The sequence below is a fragment of the Brevibacillus sp. HB1.3 genome, assembly GCF_013186635.1.
Lineage (GTDB): Bacteria > Bacillota > Bacilli > Brevibacillales > Brevibacillaceae > Brevibacillus > Brevibacillus brevis_D.
The window spans coordinates 121920-143212 of the sequence record NZ_JABMIT010000012.1 but is presented as its reverse complement, the minus strand read 5'-3'; the positions used below and the strand labels follow the sequence as shown (position 1 = coordinate 143212).

The following is a 21293-nucleotide window of genomic DNA, read 5'->3' as shown; positions in this document are numbered from 1 at the left end:
ATGAAAAAGGAAGAATTGGAACGTCTTCTTGAACGGGTACAAAACGGCAATCTGGAGGTCGAGCAGGCGCTTCAGGAAGTCCGGGAAGCCCAGCGGCTTGCGAGCCAGATTCCGCAACGGCCTGCTTTCGAAGTGGCCAACCGCCGGTGGACGAGAACCTATCATTACGATGAGACGCTTCTACGTGACCACAAAGTCGGCGGCCAACCGGTTATCATAGGCGTCGCTCATGCTTCAATGGCCATGGAGGCTTATTTTGCCCTCTATGAGAGGGAACGCTGCGGCCGAATACGGAATCTTTCCTTCATCAGCCCTATAAAAGTCGATCCTGCGCAGCCGGTGATCGTCGAGATGAAGCTCGGGAAGGACAGCTATGAAGCCGCGGGCTTCGAGACCGTGTATGGGAACCTCTCCTCCGAGGACAGACAGCTCACCGCTAAAGGCGAGCTTGTTGTAGGGCAGGTAAGCAACCGGGTTTTGGATCTGGCCGAGCTACAGGCATCAGCCGAACTGTATGAGCAGTTGGATCGGATCTATGAGATCAATCGAACCGTTGAATTAGGGCCAAGCTTCAAAACCATTCAGCGTGTATACAAAGGACAGGACTATATTCTTGTCCGGGCTGAACTGACCGATGAATCGGCTTCCGAGGAATCTGAATCGAGTATTCATCCTCTGCATTTGAACAGTGCGTTTCTCTCGGTCGTCCCCCTTTTGAATAAGGCGACCGGTTGGGACGGTTATTTGCCGTTTGCAGTCAAGGATGTGCTCTTCCATAAAACCGAACGATTGCACCAATGCTGGATCCATATCCATCATTTAAAAGAATCAGACGAAATGATCGTCTTCGATGCAGAGCTGATTGAAAACTCCGGCATAGTGGCGGCGGAGCTGACGGAATGCTCGATCAAGCGCCTCCGTCTGTCAGCAATCCCACGTGAAGAGATTGCGACGCATGATTCCGCTGAAGGCGGAATCGAGGCTCTGGAAGAGTGCATCATCGGCTATTTAGTGCGTCAGGTGGAGACGGTCACCGATGGCCGGTTAAAGTCTTGCAGCATTACGGCGAATTTAATGGAGCTTGGTCTAAACTCCGCCCAGCTTATTGCACTTACCGGCGTTATTGGACAGGAAATCGGCTCCGAGCTCTATCCGACCTTGTTCTTCGAGTACCCAAGCATTGAGGAGCTTGCGTCCTATTTTGGCAAGGAGCATAGGGAGGCCTTTCAGAAGCTGCTGGGAACGACATCTGCACCGATTGCGGAAGCAAAGCCGAAGACTCATTCGTCGACCTCCGGCCAGATCGCAGGAAACGACGTCGACTATGAAGATATCGCAATCATTGGGATGGACGCATTATTTGCAGAATCGTCCGATATCGAAACGTTTTGGGAAAATATCGTATCCCGGAAGGATTTGATCAAAGAGATTCCGCCCGACCATTGGGATTTCCGGCCTTGGTTCGACGAAGACCGCCGGGCCAAGGATAAGACGTATTGCAAATGGGGCAGCTTTATCGATGACGTCGATAAGTTCGATGCGGAATTTTTTAACATATCGCCAAGAGAAGCCGAATGGATGGATCCACAAATCCGTCTGTTGCTGCAAAGCGTCTACGCAACCGCGGAGGATGCAGGCGTTGTGAAGCAATTAGCGGGAAGCAGCACGGGAGTATTTGTCGGGGTGTGTGTTCATGATTACGCGGACCGAATCGCGGAATTAAATCTCCCCGTCGATCCTCATATGGGGACAGGCAATGCGCAGACCGTCGTCGCTAATCGGGTATCGTTCATCTTTGATTTGAAAGGCCCGAGCATGGCAATAGATACAGCTTGCTCCTCGTCTTTATTCGCTTTACATACGGCTTGCCGTTCCTTGCAAAATGGGGAGTGTAAGATGGCCTTTGTCGGCGGCGTCAATCTGCTGTTGTCGTCCTGGCACTACCGGTATTTCAGTAGTATCGGCGCCTTATCTCCCACTGGCCGCTGCCATACGTTCGACGCAGCCGCCGACGGGTATGTACCAGGAGAGGCGATCGCCAGCATGCTGCTTAAACCGCTGTCGCAAGCGAAGAAAGACGGCAACCGTATCTACGGCGTCATAAAAGGTTCAGCTGCGCTGCATGGAGGACATACGCCGTCCCTCACGGCACCAAGTATCGAGGGCGAGGAACATGTCATTGCGAAAGCTTGGGAGGATGCGGGGATTGAGCCGGAATCGATCGGTTATATCGAAGCGCATGGCACCGGTACGGCACTCGGGGACCCGATCGAAATAAGCAGCTTGAAGAAAGCGTTTGAGCGTTTCACCGACAAGAAGCAGTTCTGCGCGGTCGGTTCCGTGAAGTCGAATATCGGCCACACGGAAGGTGCTGCGGGAATCGCTGGCGTCATCAAAGTCATCCAACAGATGAGGCATCGGCAAATACCGGCAATGCCAAAGCTTAATCAAATAAACTCTTACATTCAACTAGAAGACTCGGCGCTTTATATAAACCGGGAGAATCAATACTGGGACACAAGGGACGGACTTCCGAGACGGGCGGGTGTCAGCTCCTTCGGCTTTTCGGGCTCCTATGCCCATGTCGTCATCGAAGAATATGTGGAAGAAGCATCAGCCGCTCTGGAAATAGGAACTCCTTATGTGCTGATATGGTCGGCCAAAAATGAAGAACGGCTGCGTGAGCAGGTTCGCCAGTTCGTCGAGTGGATGAGCAAATCGAAAAATAGCGAAGCGGAATTGGCGCAGATTGCTTATACGCTGCAGACCGGCAGGGAAGAGCATGAAGAACGGTTGGCCGTTGCCGTTGAATCGGTGGAGGAGCTTCACTATAAGCTCTCCGCATATTTGGATGGCCGCGAAGGAATTCCACTGCTGTACAAGGGAAGTGTTGGGTCCGGTAGCAGGGGAAGCAAGCTCGAAATACTCGAGCACGAGGAAGTATCGAAGGTACTTGAACGGTGGGTTCAGGGCGGTGTCTATGATTGGAATCGCAGATACGATGCGCTAAAGCCTCGTCCGATCACGCTCCCGACGTATCCGTTCGCCAAGGAGAGATACTGGATCCCAGATATGAGAAGCACCGAAACGGCAGCAGGTGCTGATCCGCTTCATCCACTGCTGCACCGCAATACGTCGGATTTCACCGTACAGCGCTTCAGCTCGCGGTTTGAAGGAACTGAATTTTATTTGGAAGACCACCGGGTTGAAGGTAGGCGTATTCTTCCGGGAGTCGCTTATTTGGAGATGGCCCGAGCAGCGGTTGTCCTATCCATCGGTAAGTCGCTGCCGGAGGTATCCGTCCGATTGCAACAGGTAGTATGGGCGCAGCCGATCCATGTAGGCGATGAACCTGTACATGCGCACATCACCTTGAAGCCAAGCGACAACGGGACAATTGATTATCGGATTTATACCGGGGCACCGGAGGAACAAGCTGGGGAGAACGTGCACAGTCAAGGAACCGTGCTGGTTGTAGAAGCAGCTGAGCCGCCCGTTTTAGATTACCATGAGATTCGGAAGCAATGCTCGCGACGCCAGTTATCGAGTGGGCAATGCTACGAAGCGTTCGAGGGAATGGGCATTCATTACGGTCCCTCGCATCGCTCGGTATCCGTGATTTATATCGGCGACGGGCAGCTGCTTGCGCAGTTGTCGATGCCTTCATTGATTGTGGAAACAAGGGATGACTTTTTGCTGCACCCTAGCATGATGGATGGAGCCTTGCAAGCTTGCATCGGTTTGGCTGCAGTAGAATACGGGCAAGCACCGCTTGCGATGCCGTTTGCGTTGACGTCACTTGAGGTGTTCCGAGGATGCACGCCATCGATGTGGGCTTATATCCGGAGCGTCACGGAGGAAGGCAATGGTAAGGTCCGGGATCTCACATTCGATATCGACTTATGTGATGACCAAGGCCGCATCTGTATTCGGATAACAGGTCTTGTAACTCGGGCGTTGATCGCAAAACGAGAACTTGCGCTTCAAGCATGTTCCGCTGAAAGCCGTACGACCGTTCAGCTGCGGCCAGTTTTGATAAGAGCTGCGGCCTCCATTTTAGGCGTGAAAGAAGACGAGATTGATCCGGACGCCGAGATGGAGGAATACGGTATGGACCCGATCAAGCTGAATGAATGGGCTCATCAGCTGTTCGAAGCTTGTCAGCTTGAATTACGGCCATACGAATTGCCCGCGTTTAAGACGATGACAATCAATACAATAGCGGAGTATCTTAGCGGATCCGGAGGAGTATCGCGAATTTTGGGTGGCGATGAAGAGACGGCGCAGGATAAAGCCAACGTGTCGGAAGCAATCGATCGAATAAACGATATGAACCACACGCTGTGTCGGATGCTTTGGGCTTATTTTTGCGAAGCAGGATGGGTGGCCTCTTTATCAGCCTTCGGAGGTTACATACCCCCGGACACGGAATTGCTGAGCTCCTATCGGAGATGGTTTCAAGAAAGCGTCGCAATGCTGGTCCGCAGCGGCTATTTAATGCCGGAGGCAGGCGGCGTTTACGCCCCGGCTCAAGAGCCAGTAACTCTCGGGCAAGCCTGGGCGGAATGGGAAGCGAACAAGAACAAATGGCTGGATCATGACGATGTCTTTGCACAAGCTTCCCTTGTGCAGGCGACGATGCGCGCGCTTTCCGAGATTCTCTCCGATGGCGTTAGGCCGACGGATGTCATGTTCCCGGGTTCGTCCGCGGCGCTGGTGGAGGGCATTTATAAAAATAACCGCGTAGCCGACTTTTATAACGACCTGCTCGCGGATACGGCGGCGAATTACGTGCGTGAACGGATTGCGCTTGATCCGAATGCGAAAATACGGATTTTGGAAATTGGCGCCGGAAGCGGCGGAACGAGCGAGGCGGTGCTTCGGAGGTTGAAGCCTTATGAAGCGCATATCATCGATTTTAGCTACACGGATGTATCCAAATCATTCTTGCTCCATGCGGAACAGAAGTATGGCAAAGAATATCCGTACCTTTCCTTCCATTTATTCGATGTCGAACAAGCGTTGGAAGGGCAGGGAATTGCGAAGGGCAGCTTCGATATCGTGATTGCGGCCAATGTGCTTCATGCGACCCGCAATATAAAAAAGACGCTGTATCATGTCAAATCCGCACTGCGCGCAAACGGACTGCTTCTGTTAAACGAGCTTACCGGCAACACGGTGTTCAATCATGTGACATTCGGTCTGCTGGAGGGCTGGTGGCGTTATGAAGATCCGGAGCTTCGAATTCCGGGATGTCCGGGCCTGCATGTGCCGGTTTGGCAGTCCCTGCTTGCCCAGACAGGCTTTCACGGGATCATGATTCCTTCTGATGGTCGACTTTCATGGGACCAGCATATTATCGCCGCGTTGAGCGACGGCATATTAGATCAACCAGAGCGGCTTGCGACCGGAGAACGGCACGAGCGGCTTCATGACCTAACCAATACGGACCGAAGCGGTGAACATATGGAAGAACAGTGGATTGAAGATTATGTCAAGAAGACGATACGGGAATATGTCGCGCAAGCCTTGAAAATGGACGAGAAGCGTATTCAGGATGAGAAAAGCTTCTCCGAATACGGCGTAGATTCCATCGTGGCAGTCAGTCTCGTGAACAGCCTGAATCATCACTTCGGCCTTATTCTCAAGACAACGGTGCTGTTTGATTACAATAACGTGAAGCGGTTATGTGCGTTTTTGATCAAGGAGCATACGGATCAAATAACCGTTCTTCTCAAGCGGAGCGAACCAGCTGCCGACAGAGAGGAAGAGAGCGCACGAGCCCTGCAGGCATCGGCAAAGCAGCCCGTTCAAAGCAGCCTTAGCATGCCTGCGTTGAGCAATCGCTTTCTATCGCAACCGGCAGGATCGCCGGCGCCTGCAGTCAGTGAGCGTCAGAGTGCTCCCCTTTCTGCGGAAGAGCCGACGTATCACCATGTCGTGATCGAGCGCCCCGGGGGAATTGATTCGCTGCGGATTGCACAATCCGGCGTTCCGGAGATGAGATCCGATGAGGTTCGCATCGCCGTCCGTGCCTTTGCACTGAATTTCGGCGATCTTCTCTGCTTGAAGGGTCTATACCCAACCATGCCAGCATACCCGTTCACACCGGGCTTTGAAGCAAGTGGGGTTGTTATAGCCTCCGGTGCCGACGTTTCGACCGTTCGCACGGGCGATGAAGTAATTGTGGCGCTCGGTGCTTCTTTCGGCGGACATTCCACCATGATCACCTGCCGGGAAGACCAGCTGTTCAAGAAGCCGGATTACCTCACGTTTGAGCAGGCTTGCACCATTCCGGCTGCCGCCATGACGATGATCAATGCTTTCCGTAAAGCGGATCTCAAGAAAGGCGAGAAAATTCTCATCCATACCGCGGCAAGCGGAACAGGACTTATCGCGGTACAGCTTGCGCGTCATTATGGTGCGGAAATATATGTTACAGCTGGATCCAACCGTAAGCTTGAATTTTTGGAAACGTTCGGTGTGAACTATAGGATCAATTACAGGGAGACCGATTTCGAGAAAGAGATCGACAGGCTGACCGGCGGTAATGGAATTGATGTCATTATCAATACGCTTCCCGGGGACGCCATCCAGAAAGGAATCAACTGTCTGGCGCGAGGTGGCCGTTATATCGAGCTCGCGATGACGGCACTCAAAACCGCGAAGACGATCGATTTATCAGCGCTAGATGAGAATCAGACCTTTTATAGCATCAATTCAAGAAAGCTTGCTAACGAGAACCCAGCCGAGCTGCGCGGTTATGTCGAAGAGATGCTTGCGCTTGTCAAAGCAGGAACGATAAGCCCTGTCATTGATGGGATTATCCCGTTTGAGCGGGTGGCGGATGCTTACCGGTCTATTGAGGATCGGACGGCCATCGGAAAGCTCGTCGTTACGGTTACAGAGCCTTATCGATATCAAGAAACGGCGACTTTAGTCAAGCAATTGGACAATGCGGAACTGCCAAGAGCGCCGCACAGCGGGGAAAAAGGCCGGGATCCGGAGCCCATTGCCGTGATCGGGATGAGCGGCAGGTTTGCCAAGTCGGAAACGCTGGAGGAATTTTGGGCCAATCTGGCAAACGGGATCGATTTGATCGAGGAGGCAAGCCGCTGGGATCTTAGCCCATACAAGGCAGGGAAAAGTAGTTTCTGTTCAAAAGGTAGCTATGTCGATGCGATCGACCGTTTCGACCCAGTTTTCTTTAACATTTCGGGTTACGAAGCGAATTATATGGATCCTCAACAGCGTTTATTTCTAGAGGAAGCGTGGAAAGCGCTTGAAGATGCCGGTTATGCAGGAGCGGGAATGGATGGGCGAAAATGCGGCGTGTTTGTCGGCAGCAGCGGAAGCGACTATGCCCGACTGATGGGTAAGGAGGCGCCGGCACCTGCGTTTTGGGGCAATGCCAGTTCGGTCATTCCTGCACGAATCGCCTATTATCTTAACTTGCACGGACCGGCTGTAACCATCGACACCGCGTGCTCCAGCTCGCTTGTTGCTGTCCACATGGCCTGCCAGAGCTTAAGGTCCGGGGAAACGGAATTGGCACTGGCCGGCGGTGTTTTTATTCAGTCGACACCAAGCTTTTATGAGAGCGCTAATCAAGCGGGTATGCTGTCCGCGACGGGACGGTGCCACACTTTCGATGAACGGGCAGATGGCTTTGTACCCGGTGAAGGTGTGGGAACTGTCGTTCTGAAGCGGCTCCGTGACGCCCAGGCCGACGGTGATAACATCTACGGCGTCATCATAGGCTCAGGCATAAACCAGGATGGTACAACGAACGGGCTTACGGCTCCAAGTGCGTTATCCCAGGAGCGTCTCGAACGGGATGTTTACGATTCATTCGACATTGATCCAGAAAGTATACAGCTGGTCGAAGCACACGGAACCGGCACGAGATTGGGCGATCCGATCGAATATCAAGCACTGACGCATGCGTTTCGCCATTATACGGAGCGGCGAGAGTACTGCGCCATCGGCTCCGTCAAGACCAATATGGGCCATGCCGCAGCCGCTGCGGGTATTGCCGGCTTGCTCAAGGTACTGCTGGCGCTCAAATATAAGCAGCTGCCACCGTCCTTGCATTTTAGAAACGGCAACCCCGGCATTGACTTTAAAGAAAGTCCGTTTTATGTCAATACCGAGCTGAGGAGCTGGGAGGCAGAGGCAGAAAGCAGGCGCCGCGCAGCCGTCAGCTCGTTCGGGTTCAGCGGGACGAACGCGCATCTTGTTGTTGAAGAAGCCCCTGCAATCGAGCGTAAGTCCGTCAAACGACAGGGCTACCTGATCGTCTTGTCGGCTTGTACGCAGGATCAGCTTCGCCGACAAGCGGAACAGCTTCTGGATTACAGTTTAACCAATACTGGTGCAGATTGCGGCAGCATAAGCTTTACGCTGCTTACAGGGCGGAAACACTTCCATCACAGACTGGCGCTTGTCGTCCGTGATACCCGTGAATTAGCGTCCTTGCTGTCTTCGTGGATCGGCAGTGAGGCCACGCCGCGGATATTCCAGTCCGAGCTAGACGCCAATGGAGTGCGGCAGCAGCTTGCTTTGAAACGGTATGGAAACCAATGCATTCGCGAGCTGCAGCATGCGGACGGCGCAGCAGACTATATGGAACGTTTGTCATCGATAGCCGAACTTTACGTACAAGGTTATGAGCTTGATTATCACGAGCTATTCGCGAAGGGAAGGAATTTCAAAATTCCGCTGCCTACCTATCCTTTTGCCGATGAACGGTATTGGGTGCCGGAAGTCAAACCGCATGCGGATGCGCAGACGGAAAGTGATGCGACAAAGCAAGCCGTACTCCACCCATTGGTACAAAGAAATACATCAGATTTCCAGGGCATGAAATACAGCTCGACCTTTACAGGTGAGGAATTCTTCATCAGGGATCACGTCGTGAACGGCGAACCGGTTATGCCCGGTGTCGCCTATTTGGAGATGGCTCAAGCCGCGATTCGGATGATGGCGGGTGGCGAGCGGGAGAGCAGTTTCGGGATCCGTCTGAAACGAGTCGTTTGGGCACGGCCTATGATTGTGGCTGCCAAGCCTCTGGACGTTCGGATTGGGGTGAAGCAGGAACAAAACGGAGACGTCAGCTACCGGGTTACGAGCCAAATCGAGGAAGAGAGCGTTCTCCATTGTCAAGGGGCAGGAGAATTTTTCGAGATGCGGGAACGACCTGTGGTGTCGCTGGAATCGTTGAAAACTACGCTGACGCAGAAGCGGTCCGTTCAGAGCTGCTACGAGGCATTTGAACGAATGGGTATTCAATACGGTTCCGGCCAAAGTGGATTGGACGAGGTTTACACAGGGCCGGAGGGCGTACTCGCCAAGCTCTTGCTCCCCGCGAGCGTCCAAAGCACGAAGGATCGCTACACGATGCACCCAAGCATGATGGACTCCGCCCTGCAAGCGGCAGTTGTCTTTATGGACAGGACGGAAGAGAATAAGATGAAGCTCCCGTTTGCAATCGATGAGCTTGAGCTGTTTGACCGCTGCGCAACGGTTATGTGGGCTTGGCTGCGGCCAACAAGCGGCGAGGCTGCAGACGGTCACATTCATAAGCTTGATATCGATCTGTGTGATGAACAAGGGACCGTATGCGTGGCAATAAAGGGATTTTCGTCCCGATTGACGGATCGGAGCACGACGGATAACGCGATTTCGTCGAACACGGCTTATGCTTCCGGGAAGTCTGACCAGAACTTGTCGGATTTGCTGACTTACGTCTGGGACGAGGTGGAAGTAGAAACAAGCGGCGTCCAGCCGCCGAACCGGACCGTAATCATTGCGGAGGACGAAAGCGCGGCCGTTCGTGAAAATCAGCATGAGTGGCCGGCAGCGCCGAGCATCATCTTGAAGGCTTCAGATACGATCGAGGAGATGGCCCACAAGTTAAGGGCGTGCGGCGAATTCGAGCATCTGTTGTGGATTGCGGCACGGGAACCGGTCGGAGTTGCCGCTTCGGATGCTCCCATCGAAGAACAGGAAAAGGGCGTCCTTCATGTGTTTCGACTCGTCAAGGCCTTATTGGCGATGGGTTATGGGAGCAAGCGTATCGCCTTGAGCTTCATCACCCAGCAAGCCGTTTCGGTCCAACGCGATGACGCCGTGCGTTCTTCCGCTGCCAGCGTACACGGATTGGCCGGCGCGATCGCCAAGGAATATCCGCTATGGGCGATACGGGTTGTCGATTTGGAAGCAGGCGGCAGCCTTTCGTTTGATCAATGGTTCCGTCTGCCTGCAGACCCGGAAGGTCACGTATGGGCTTGTCGGGATAACCGATGGTATCGTCAACGAATGCTTCCGGTGGCCGCATCTATACCGAAGCAACGCCTTTACCGTCAAGGCGGCGTTTATGTCGTCATCGGCGGTGCTGGCGGGATCGGCGAGGCGTGGACTGAATATATGATCCGCCAATATAGAGGACGAGTTGTTTGGATTGGCCGCAAACCGCTGGATGAAACCATTCAGCATAAGATTGATCGATTGGGTGCGGCTTATGGGATAGAGCCGTGGTATATTTCGGCCGATGCCAAAGACAAACAGTCTTTACAGCGGTCTGTCGACGAAGTGAAGTCACGTTATGGCGCAATCCATGGCGTCATCCATTCCGCTATCGTCCTGCTGGATCAAAGCTTAGCAAACATGGATGAAGCACGCTTCCGCGCGGCGCTGTCAGCGAAAGTGGATATCAGCGCTCGGATGGCACAAGTATTTGCGACTGAGCAGCTTGATTTTATGCTGTTCTTTTCTTCCATTAATTCGTATACCAAGCCAGCCGGTCAAAGTAATTATGCTTCCGGCTGTACCTTCAAGGATGCTTTTGCCCACCGGCTTGGCAAGGAGCTACCCTTCCCGGTCAAGGTAATGAATTGGGGCTATTGGGGAAGCGTAGGCGTCGTTGCCTCGGAGGAGTATCGGAAGAAAATGGCCTCGCTTGGCGTCGCTTCTATTGAACCAGACGAGGCAATGGCAGCGTTGGAATTGCTGCTTGGAGGATCATTGGACCAACTGGTGATGCTGAAGATGACAAAGCCGGTGCCGCTTGCAGGATTGCTGCATGATGAGCGTCTAGTTATGCAGGCTGACCGCAGCTCACTGCTTCCGGGAATTCGAAACCGTATGCAGGATGCAGATGATTCGCGGCTTGAGCGTATACAATCCGATATGGGGCACCCCATGGCGTTGCTGGACGCTGCCATTTGCAAATTGATGTGGGCGATCTACAGAGAACGCGGCTGGCTTAGCAGTGTGGAAGACGGTACGTCCGGGATGCTGCCGGCCTACTACAGATGGCATCAAGAAACCATAGCCGCCTTCGAACGGGCCGGTTATGTTCGGCTCGAGAACGGCACGGTGCGCATATTAGACACACGCCCTCTGGACCTGGATGGCGAGTGGCATCAATGGTACCAGACGAGAAGCGAATGGAAGAGCAACGACAATATGAATACACAAGCCGAGTTGGCAGAAAAAACGTTGCACGCCCTCCAGCGCATTTTGGTCGGGGAATTACCGGCAACGGATGTTATTTTCCCGAACGGTTCCTTCGGATTGGTAGAGTCTGTTTACAAAAACAATCTGATGGCTGATTTTTTCAATGAAGCACTTGCGGATACGGCGGCGGCTTATGTGCAGGAACGCTTGGCGCTGGACAAGTCGTCTAAGATAAGGATCCTGGAGATCGGAGCAGGTACGGGAGGGACGAGTGCGGTTGTACTCAAACGGCTAGAACCGTATCAATCCCACATGGCCGACTACCTTTACACGGATTTATCCAAGGCGTTTCTGATTCACGGAAAGCAGACGTATGGGGCGCAGGCTCCTTACTTATCCTGCAAAATGGTCGATATTGAACGTCCGCTAGCCGAGCAAGGGATTGAAGAAGGAAGCTTCGATCTTGTCATAGCAACGAATGTGCTCCATGCCACTGCACGGATAAGCCGTACGTTGCGTCATGCAAAGGCAGCACTTCGCCCGGGCGGGTTATTGCTGATTAACGAGATCCATGCAAACCGCCTGTTCATGCACGTGACTTTCGGGTTATTGGAAGGCTGGTGGCTGCATGAGGATGCCGAAGTACGCATTCCCGGCAGTCCGGTGCTAACTACGGAAATGTGGCAGCGGCTTTTGGCGGAGGAAGGTTTCCGAAGCATCTTCTATCCGGCAAGGAAAGGTCATTTTCTCGGGGCCGCTGTCATTGCAGCGGAGAGCGACGGCGTGTACCGGCAGTACCTAAGCGGTTGCGCGAGCGTCCCTTCGGATTTCCAGGAGCAGGAGCCACTCCCGATGAGCCCGTCCACAAGCGGAACAAACGGCACAGACGGTGCCGGTGACGTTTCGGATCGGGCACTCGGTTCGTTTATCCAAACCGTTATTCGAACAGCGGTGGCGGATGCACTGCAAATCGATGCAGGCCGAATCCAGGACGATCGGAGCTTCTCAGATTACGGCGTCGATTCCATCATTGCGGTCAACCTCATTAACATCATGAATGAGCACTGCGGGACGCAGCTGCAGACGACGATCATTTTTGACTATAACAGCGTCGAGCGGCTATCCGATTGGCTGCTTCGCGAGCATCGGCAGGAACTGCTGAGCAAGTACCGGCAGTCGGATAAAAACGCTGTCCAATCCCCGCCGCAGGTTATGGCTGAAAAACGGGCCCCGGCGTCTGGGGAGTCGGAGGACGGGTATCGAGTCGCAGAAGATGTAGTTACCTTCGAACTTGCGGATAAGAGTCAGAAGCCGCGGGTACGCCATCATATAGTCGTTGAACGCCCCGGCGGTATCGACGAGCTTCAATTGAAACAATCGGCAGTGCCGTCGCTGACGGAGCATGATGTGCTGGTTGAGGTACGCGCCTTTTCATTGAACTTCGGCGATCTGCTTTGCGCCAAAGGTCTGTATCCAGTGATGCCGCCTTTTCCTTTTACGCCTGGCTTTGAGGCAAGTGGTGTTGTCATCGATACAGGGAGAGCGGTGACCTCCGTCCGGCGTGGTGATCAAGTGGTTGTGATCGGAGGGGAGAATATAGGCGGGCAATCGACCTACATCGTATGCCCGGAGCAGTCGCTTCTTCCAAAGCCTGACTTTCTGTCCTTCGAAGAAGCTTGTTCGCTGCCGGCAGTCGGTCTTACGATGATGGACGCCTTTCGCAAAACGGCAGTCAAACCCGGCGACAAGGTGCTTGTTCAGACGGCGGCGGGAGGAATCGGCTTGATGGCCGTACAGCTAGCCCGCCATTACGGCGCGGAAATTTACGCTACCGCAGGATCCAAGGAAAAATTGGACTATCTTGCAGGTATTGGTGTTTCAAAGCTCATTAATTACAGGGAAGACGATTTCGAGCAGGAGCTCAAGAGGCTTACGGACGGACAAGGAGTACAAATCGTTGTGAACACACTGTCCGGGGACGCGATGTCGAAAGGATTCCGGTGTTTGGCGCCGGGAGGCCGGTATATTGAGCTCGCCTTAACCGCGTTGAAGTCCGCGCGGAGCATCGACTTGTCGCTGTTGAACGAGAACAGAGCGTTCCATTCCGTTGACTTAAGAGCGTTGTCAGCCGAACAACCGGCTGCGATACAGGCTTATTGGGACGAGTTGACAGCTCTGATTAGGCAAGGAGTCATACGGCCGACAATCGGCGGCGTTTATGGTCTCTCTGATTTTAAAGAAGCCTATCGTCAGTTGGAGAACCGGAAAAATATCGGCAAGATTGTGGTGCGTATACCCGGCGGCGATTACCTGTCCGAACCCGAAGTCAGTTCTTCTGCTATAGAGAATGCAAGCATGCCACAGGTTCCAACGCGTTTAGAACCGGTGGCCATTGTCGGGATAAGCGGCCGTTTTGCTCGTTCGGATTCGGTGAAGGAGCTATGGTCACATCTTGAGGCAGGGACCGATCTGGTAGAAGAAGTGACGCGCTGGGAACTCCGTAGGAGCAGCTCGGATCCGGAAGGGGTCAAAAGCTGCCGCCATGGAAGCTTTCTAAGCTCAATTGATTGCTTCGATCCGCTTTTCTTTAACATCACTGGCGTGGAAGCCGATTACATGGATCCTCAGCAGCGCATCTTTCTCGAGGAATCGTGGAAAGCGCTGGAGGATGCTGGATATGCGGGACCGGGAGAGCATACGCGACGATGCGGTGTCTATGTCGGTAGCTGCGGCAGCGATTACGCGAGATTGTTTGGAGACGAAGCGCCGGCTCAAGCGTTCTGGGGCAATGCAGGATCCGTCATACCTGCACGCATCGCTTATTACCTGAACCTGCAGGGGCCTGCGGTAACGGTGGATACAGCCTGCTCCAGTTCGCTGGTTGCGATTCATCTGGCCTGTCAAAGCCTGTGGACAAGGGAAACGGACATGGCACTCGCGGGCGGCGTATTCATCCAATCAACGCCTGAATTTTATACGGTCTCCAATCGTGCCGGTATGCTTTCTCCTACCGGCCGATGCCATGCTTTTGACGAAAGGGCTGACGGCTTCGTGCCGGGAGAAGGCGCCGGTGCGGTTGTCCTCAAACGTTTGAAGGACGCGCTTGCCGATGGCGATCATATTTATGGCGTGATCCGCGGCAGCGGCATCAATCAGGACGGCACGACAAACGGCATTACGGCACCAAGTGCGAATTCACAGGAGCGCCTGCTGCGGCATGTGTATGATACCTTCAGCATCAATCCGCGCCATATTCAGTTGGTGGAGGCGCATGGAACGGGAACGAAGCTGGGAGATCCGATCGAGTTTCAGGCCTTGACCCGGGCGTTCCGACATTACACGGACGATAACCGCTATTGCGCGGTCGGTTCGATTAAATCGAATCTTGGCCATCCGGCTGCTGCCGCAGGCATTGCGGGCTTTTTGAAAGTTATTCTGTCATTGCGTCACAAAAAGCTGCCGCCTTCCCTCCATTTTGAAAAGGGCAACACAAGCATTGCTTTCGAAAATAGTCCCTTTTACATCAATACGGAGCTTAGGAATTGGACACTTGGCGAAGGAACGAAACGAATGGCGGCCATCAGCTCATTCGGATTTAGTGGAACGAATGCGCATCTTGTTCTTGAGGAAGCTCCTCAGCAGGTTCGCAGACGGGAGGCGAGATCCGCATACTTGTTCGTGCTGTCGGGACGGACCGCGGTACAGCTGCGCCAACAGGTTGAAAAACTTGCTGCGCACTGCAGAAACTCCCCCCAGTTGGACTGCGCCGCTGTCAGCTTTACGCTGCTGACAGGACGTAAGCAATTGAAGCACCGACTTGCATGCGTCGCCGCCTCCAGGCATGAGCTACTCGAACGGCTTGGCGAATGGTTGGATAATGGCCATGCGCAAGACGTTGTCCAAGCAGAGCTGCAGCCTGTCGGGGTGCGGGATGAAGAAGAGCGGCGAATCGACGAAGTTAATCAAAGCATTCAGGCATACCGAGATAATATCGACGGCCTGGCACGAGAGCATCTGCTGGCTTGTGCCGAGCTGTTTGTTCACGGTTATCCGCTGGACTTACGCAAGCTGTTCCTGGAAGGGGAGCAGCAGCGGATTCCATTGCCGACATACCCCTTTGCCAAAGAAAGCCATTGGGTAAAGAAAGCGGAGCAACGGGAAGAGGCAAAGACGGATGAAGACGGCTTCAGTGATCTTCTAGATCAGTTTCTCGACGAAACCATAACGTTGGAGACCGCCGTCCAGAAAGCGGAAGGAATCCTATCATCTTTGTCTTAGCAGGCTTCTAACCGGGAGGTCAATATGAGAGATTTCTTGCAAGATGTGTTGAGTGGAGTCAAAGAGGGCCGCCTGTCCAAGCCGGAGGCCCTTCGAATGTTGAACAAGTATAAGCAGAGCGCCCCATCTGAAGCAAATGATGATTACGGCGTGCTGCTTTTTCGGCCGTCCGAAGAGGAAATTGCAAAGTTTCCATCGGACTCCCCTGGGCTCAATCAGGACCGATTGATCATATTTGGCGAGTCGATCGAGGTCCGCGCAGATAAATTAAAATGCATGACAGGCAAAGCCGAATGGCTTGTTCTTGAATTCTCAGAGCAGCCGATCGAGCAGAGGTATGAGGCTTATACACTCCAAATCGTCGACCGCCTCCAGCGCCTTCTGCATAATCACACCGGCCGGGAAACGCTTGTGCAGCTTTTCATCGCAGATAAAGAGGAGTCGCCATGGCTTGTCGGATTATACAGCTTACTGTTAACCGCACGTGCAGAAAATCCGAAGCTCACGGTAGAATGTCTCGAATGGTCGAAAAATGGTAAGGGAGATATTGCCGGTGCGCTCGAGGCAGGTGCTTGGGGGGGCGGCAGCACAAGTGTTGTCCAATCCCGGCACGGTCGCTGCTACCGTTCCGCATGGAAGAAGGAGACGATCCTGCAGGAGCAGGTGCGAATGCCATGGAAAGACCGCGGCATCTATTTAATAACAGGCGGAGCGGGCGCACTCGGCCTGTTATTTGCTGAGGAAATCGCAAGGCAGGTGAGCCTGCCTGTTCTTATACTAATCGGAAGATCGGCAACGCTGAATGACGAAGCATCCGGCCGAATCGAACGGATAGCGGCTCTTGGCGCTAAGGTTGAATATAGGCAGGTTGATCTAAGCGAAGAACGTCAAGTTGCTGCATTGATCGATGCAATTCAACATCAATATGGCGGCTTGAATGGGATTTTACATGCGGCAGGTATCATCCGTGATGAATATTTGTACCGCAAAACGCGTGATCAGGTTATCGAGGTGCTACGTCCGAAGGTGAAGGGACTCGTCCATTTGGACAGGTCTAGCAAGGATATCAAGCTGGACGTGTTTGCCATCTTCTCGTCCGTAGCGGGTGTATATGGCAATGTCGGCCAAGCAGACTATGCGGCGGCGAATGGCTTTATGGATGCTTATACCGTATGGAGACAACAGACGGATCGCAACAGGTCAGGAATGATCGCAATCAACTGGCCGCTCTGGAGATCGAACGGGATGCAGCTCGAATCTGGAGCCGAGGAAGCATTGGAACGTGAGACCGGGATGGCGGCGATGCCGGGAACGATCGGCATCCGTGCATTTTACGCTTCGCTTGCAAGCGGAGGGAGCCGGGTCATGGTACTCTACGGTGCTGGTGATAAGCTAACCCGTTTTGTAGAAAATGACCGAAGCCGCTCTTCGGCCGAGATTGTCGAAGGCGTCAGGCTGGATCCAAACTTGGACAAGCGGACCCTGAAACGACTGATTCAGTTGTTCTCGGGCTATACGAGGCTCAATCCAGACAGCATTGATCCGGATGAACCGTTGGAAACGTATGGCATCGATTCGATTATGATTACCGAGTTGAACCGCAATCTCGCGAATGACTTCGGGGAGCTTTCCAAAACGCTCTTTTACGAATTCAGGACACTAAGAGGCGTAGCCGATTATTTGAGCGCAACGTATCCGCATCAATGTCTCAATTGGATTGGACTGGCCGAGAAAGATACACAGGAGAAAAATAACGCGGCGGCAGCCTCGTCTTCGGGTGTGACGGCCCGTTTGTCACCGATCGGTGAAAGTGATCAAGCGGTCAGCAGATCGGACGGCATTGCCAGCAAGAGCGGTCAGCCGACAGAGAAGGAGCCGATCGCGATTATCGGAATGAGCGGCAGATATCCGCAGGCCGAAGATTTGGACGCGTTCTGGCGAAATCTTGCCGCAGGCATGGACTGCATAACCGAAATTCCCGGGGGGCGTTGGCCGGTCGAAGGTTTCTATGAGCCCAATTCGGAGATTGCGGTCGCTGAGGGGAAAAGCTATAGCAAGTGGGGCGGATTTTTGGAGCATGCAACATGCTTTGATCCGCTCTTCTTTAAAATATCGCCGTTGGAGGCGTCCTGCATGGACCCTCAGGAACGGATCTTTCTCGAAAGCTGCTGGCATGCGCTTGAGGATGCGGGCTGCACGAGAGAGCATCTGGCTTCGCAGTACGGCGGCCGAGTTGGCGTTTTCGCCGGAATAACGAAAACAGGTTTTAATCTATACGGGCCTGTGTTCAAAAAACAGGGAGAGCGTATGCTTCCCTTTACGTCTTTTAGCTCCGTGGCCAATCGAGTTTCGTACTTGTTTGACTTCAATGGTCCGAGCATGCCAATCGATACGATGTGTTCCTCTTCGTTAACCGCTATTCATGAAGCTTGCGAACATATTTTGCGCGGGGAATGCGAATTGGCAATCGCCGGAGGTGTCAACTTATATCTTCATCCGTCTAATTATATCGAGCTTAGCGCCCATGGGATGCTGTCTACCGACGGCAAATGCAGAAGCTTCGGCAGCGGCGGCAGCGGCTTCGTTCCGGGAGAAGGGGTAGGTGTTTTGCTGCTGAAACGGCTGTCGCAAGCCATTGCGGACGGTGACCGAATTCATGCCGTAATCAGAGCCACCAGCGTGAATCATGGCGGCAAAACTAATGGCTACACCGTTCCAAATCCGAATGCCCAGGGACAGCTGATCCGGCAAGCGCTCGACAAAGCCGGCATTCACAGCAGAACGGTAAGCTATATCGAAGCGCACGGTACGGGCACCAAGCTGGGCGATCCGATCGAAATTACCGGGCTGACGCAAGCGTTCCGCCAAGATACGCAGGATAACCAATACTGCGCGATCGGTTCGGTTAAATCGAATATTGGTCATCTTGAGGCGGCGGCGGGTGTGGCCGGCGTAACGAAAATCGTGCTGCAAATGAAGCATCGGAAGCTCGTACCGAGCTTGCATGCCAGTACGCTAAACCCGAATATTCCGATGAAAAACACGCCTTTTATAGTCCAGCAGGAGTTGGCGGATTGGGATAGACCCGTCGTTCGCCTGAACGGCAGAGAGGAAGAGTATCCGAGAATTGCGGGCATTTCTTCTTTTGGCGCAGGCGGCGCCAATGCGCATATTGTTCTCGAGGAGTATATTCCGCCTGTGAGTGAAGCCCAAAAAGAAACATCCGCTAGTGAAGAGGTGCTTATTCTGCTGTCGGCCGCGAACGAGCAGCGGCTGCGTATTCAGGCGGAGAGACTGCTTTCGGCTTTGGACAGCGGATCATTGGCGGATGCGGAATTGGCGGAGATCGCTTATACACTTCAGATCGGCCGCGAGGCGATGGATGAAAGGCTTGCTTTTACAGCGGCATCGATGGAAGAGTTATCCCTTCGCTTACGAAGTTTTTTGAATAAGACGTCGGATGACGGATCGATATACCGCGGCCATGCGAAATCAGATAAGGATCAGTTGGCCTCGATCGGAGCGGATGACGATCTTGCAAGCCGTGTAAACCGGTGGATCGAGCTCCGGAATGTCGACAGGCTTGGGGCATTATGGGTGAAGGGTCTGAAGGTAGACTGGAACCGGATGTATGAGAACAAGCCAACTAGGCGAGTGAGTTTGCCGGGTTATCCTTTTGAACGCAAAACGTACTGGCTACCGGGCAGCGACAAGCGGAACGAAGCTGAAGCTAGTCCAGACTTGGCAGCTGAGAAGCAGCGTTTTATCCGCGATCCGGACAACCGTCCGGAAGCGTTTGAACATGTTTTGCTTACACCTGTTTGGGAGCCTGTGCCTGTTGAATCCGGGTCTGCGTACCCCGGAGCGAACAGCCGAAGCGTTGTGATCATCGGAGGAACGGCTGAAAGCCGGGATGCTCTCTTGGTTCATTATCCAAACGCCTTTACAGTCAACGTAGGCGAAGAAGATGATATCGAGCAAATCGCTATGGTGCTGGCACGATTCGGCGCCATCGATCATTTATTTTGGCTTGCGCCGCCTTCCGAATTTTTGCTTCATGACGATTCACTCCTTGCTAAGCAGGAGGTTGGTGTCCTTTTGCTATTCCGCTTGATCAAGGCGCTGCTACACGCCGGATATGGCGGGAAAAGGCTGAGTGTCGATGTCCTCACCTTCCAAACCCAGCGGGCATACACGGGAGACAGGATTAATCCTGTTCATGCGAGTGTGCATGGACTGATAGGTGCGCTTGCAAAAGAATATCCCAATTGGCAGGTTCGTTTACTAGATTTGGAGCCCGGTTGGGAGACTTCCATTGAAACGCTGTTGACGCTTCCTCCCGATACGGAAGGAAACACGTGGTGCTTAAGGGGAAGCGAATGGCTATGTCAAAGGCTGGCTCCCGTAAATATCGCCTCTGGCATACAGCACAACGGTTACCGGAAAGGCGGCGTCTATGTCGTTATTGGCGGGGCCGGAGGTATTGGTGAAGTCTGGACGGCGTACATGATCCGCCGCTATCAGGCCCAGATCGTCTGGCTTGGACGCCGCAGACAGGATGAGTCGATCAGCGCATCAATCGAACGGGTGTCCACTACGGAGCTAAAGCCATTCTATATAGAGGCGGACGCAACGGATGCCCAAGCACTGGATCATGCTTATCAGGTCATCAAAGCACGTTTCGGCGCCATTCATGGTGTCGTTCATGCTGCAATCGTCCTGCGTGACCAAAGCCTCGCTAATATGCAGGAGGACGACTTCCGGGCAGGGCTTGGAGCCAAGATTGACGTCAGTGTACGGCTCGCGCAAATATTCCGAAGAGAGCCGCTTGATTTTGTTTTGTTTTTCTCAGGCATGATGTCCTTCGCTAGAAGGGCCGGTCAAAGCAATTATGCAGCAGGCTGCACGTTTAAGGATGCCTTCGCGATCCGTTTGGCCTGTGACTGGCCGTGTGCGGTGAAGATAATGAATTGGGGCTACTGGGGAAGTGCGGGCATTGTCGCTTCGGACGAATACCAGGCAAGGATGGCGCATGACGGCATCGGTTCGATAACGCCTGCCGATGCGATGGAGGCGTTGGAGACGCTGCTTGCAAGTCCGATCGAGCAGATGGCATTTATTAAAGCTTCGAAGAGTGTCCTGGAAGCAGGCTTTGCTTCGGAGAGGCGAATAGACGTCATGTTCGACACCCCGGGCTTCAGTGGCGATTACAGGTCAATGGTGGAGCTGCCTGCACTTCCTGATCTCATTGCTGGTATGAACATAGAACGAGGCCAACCGGTTGGGCCGTCCGGTCAAGCCGAACTGATTTTGCATGAATTGATCGGGGAAGCGTCCCGTTTGCTGGAAGTCCATCCCGACGAAATCGACCCGAACGCTGAGTTTGCGGAATACGGATTGGATACGGTCCAGCTGGCCGAGCTTTTAAGCAAGCTTAACAGACGCTTCATGGTGGAAGCGGAAATGCAGGCTTTTACAGATTGGACGACGTTGAACCAGATGGCACAAGCTGTGTCCCGTTTTGTCGGACGATCGGAAATCACGTCATAAGAAAG

2 protein-coding genes are annotated in these 21293 nt (G+C 53.4%); both read left to right on the top strand.

Going from position 1 to position 21293, the window contains the following annotated elements; all coding sequences use genetic code 11:
• Positions 1-15738, top strand: coding sequence for an SDR family NAD(P)-dependent oxidoreductase (locus tag HPY31_RS23785; protein ID WP_172142720.1), 15738 nt, complete (start codon positions 1-3; stop codon positions 15736-15738).
• Positions 15739-15762: 24 nt separating this feature from the next.
• The gene (locus tag HPY31_RS23780) at positions 15763-21288 is read left to right on the top strand and encodes an SDR family NAD(P)-dependent oxidoreductase (RefSeq protein WP_172142719.1); all 5526 of its coding nucleotides are present in this window, start codon (positions 15763-15765) and stop codon (positions 21286-21288) included.
• Positions 21289-21293 lie beyond the last annotated feature (5 nt).

Excerpts from the sequence above, each read along its gene's own strand:
- HPY31_RS23785 (WP_172142720.1), top strand. The coding sequence starts at position 1 with ATGAAAAAGGAAGAATTGGAACGTCTTCTTGAACGGGTACAAAACGGC.
- HPY31_RS23780 (WP_172142719.1), top strand. The coding sequence starts at position 15,763 with ATGAGAGATTTCTTGCAAGATGTGTTGAGTGGAGTCAAAGAGGGCCGC.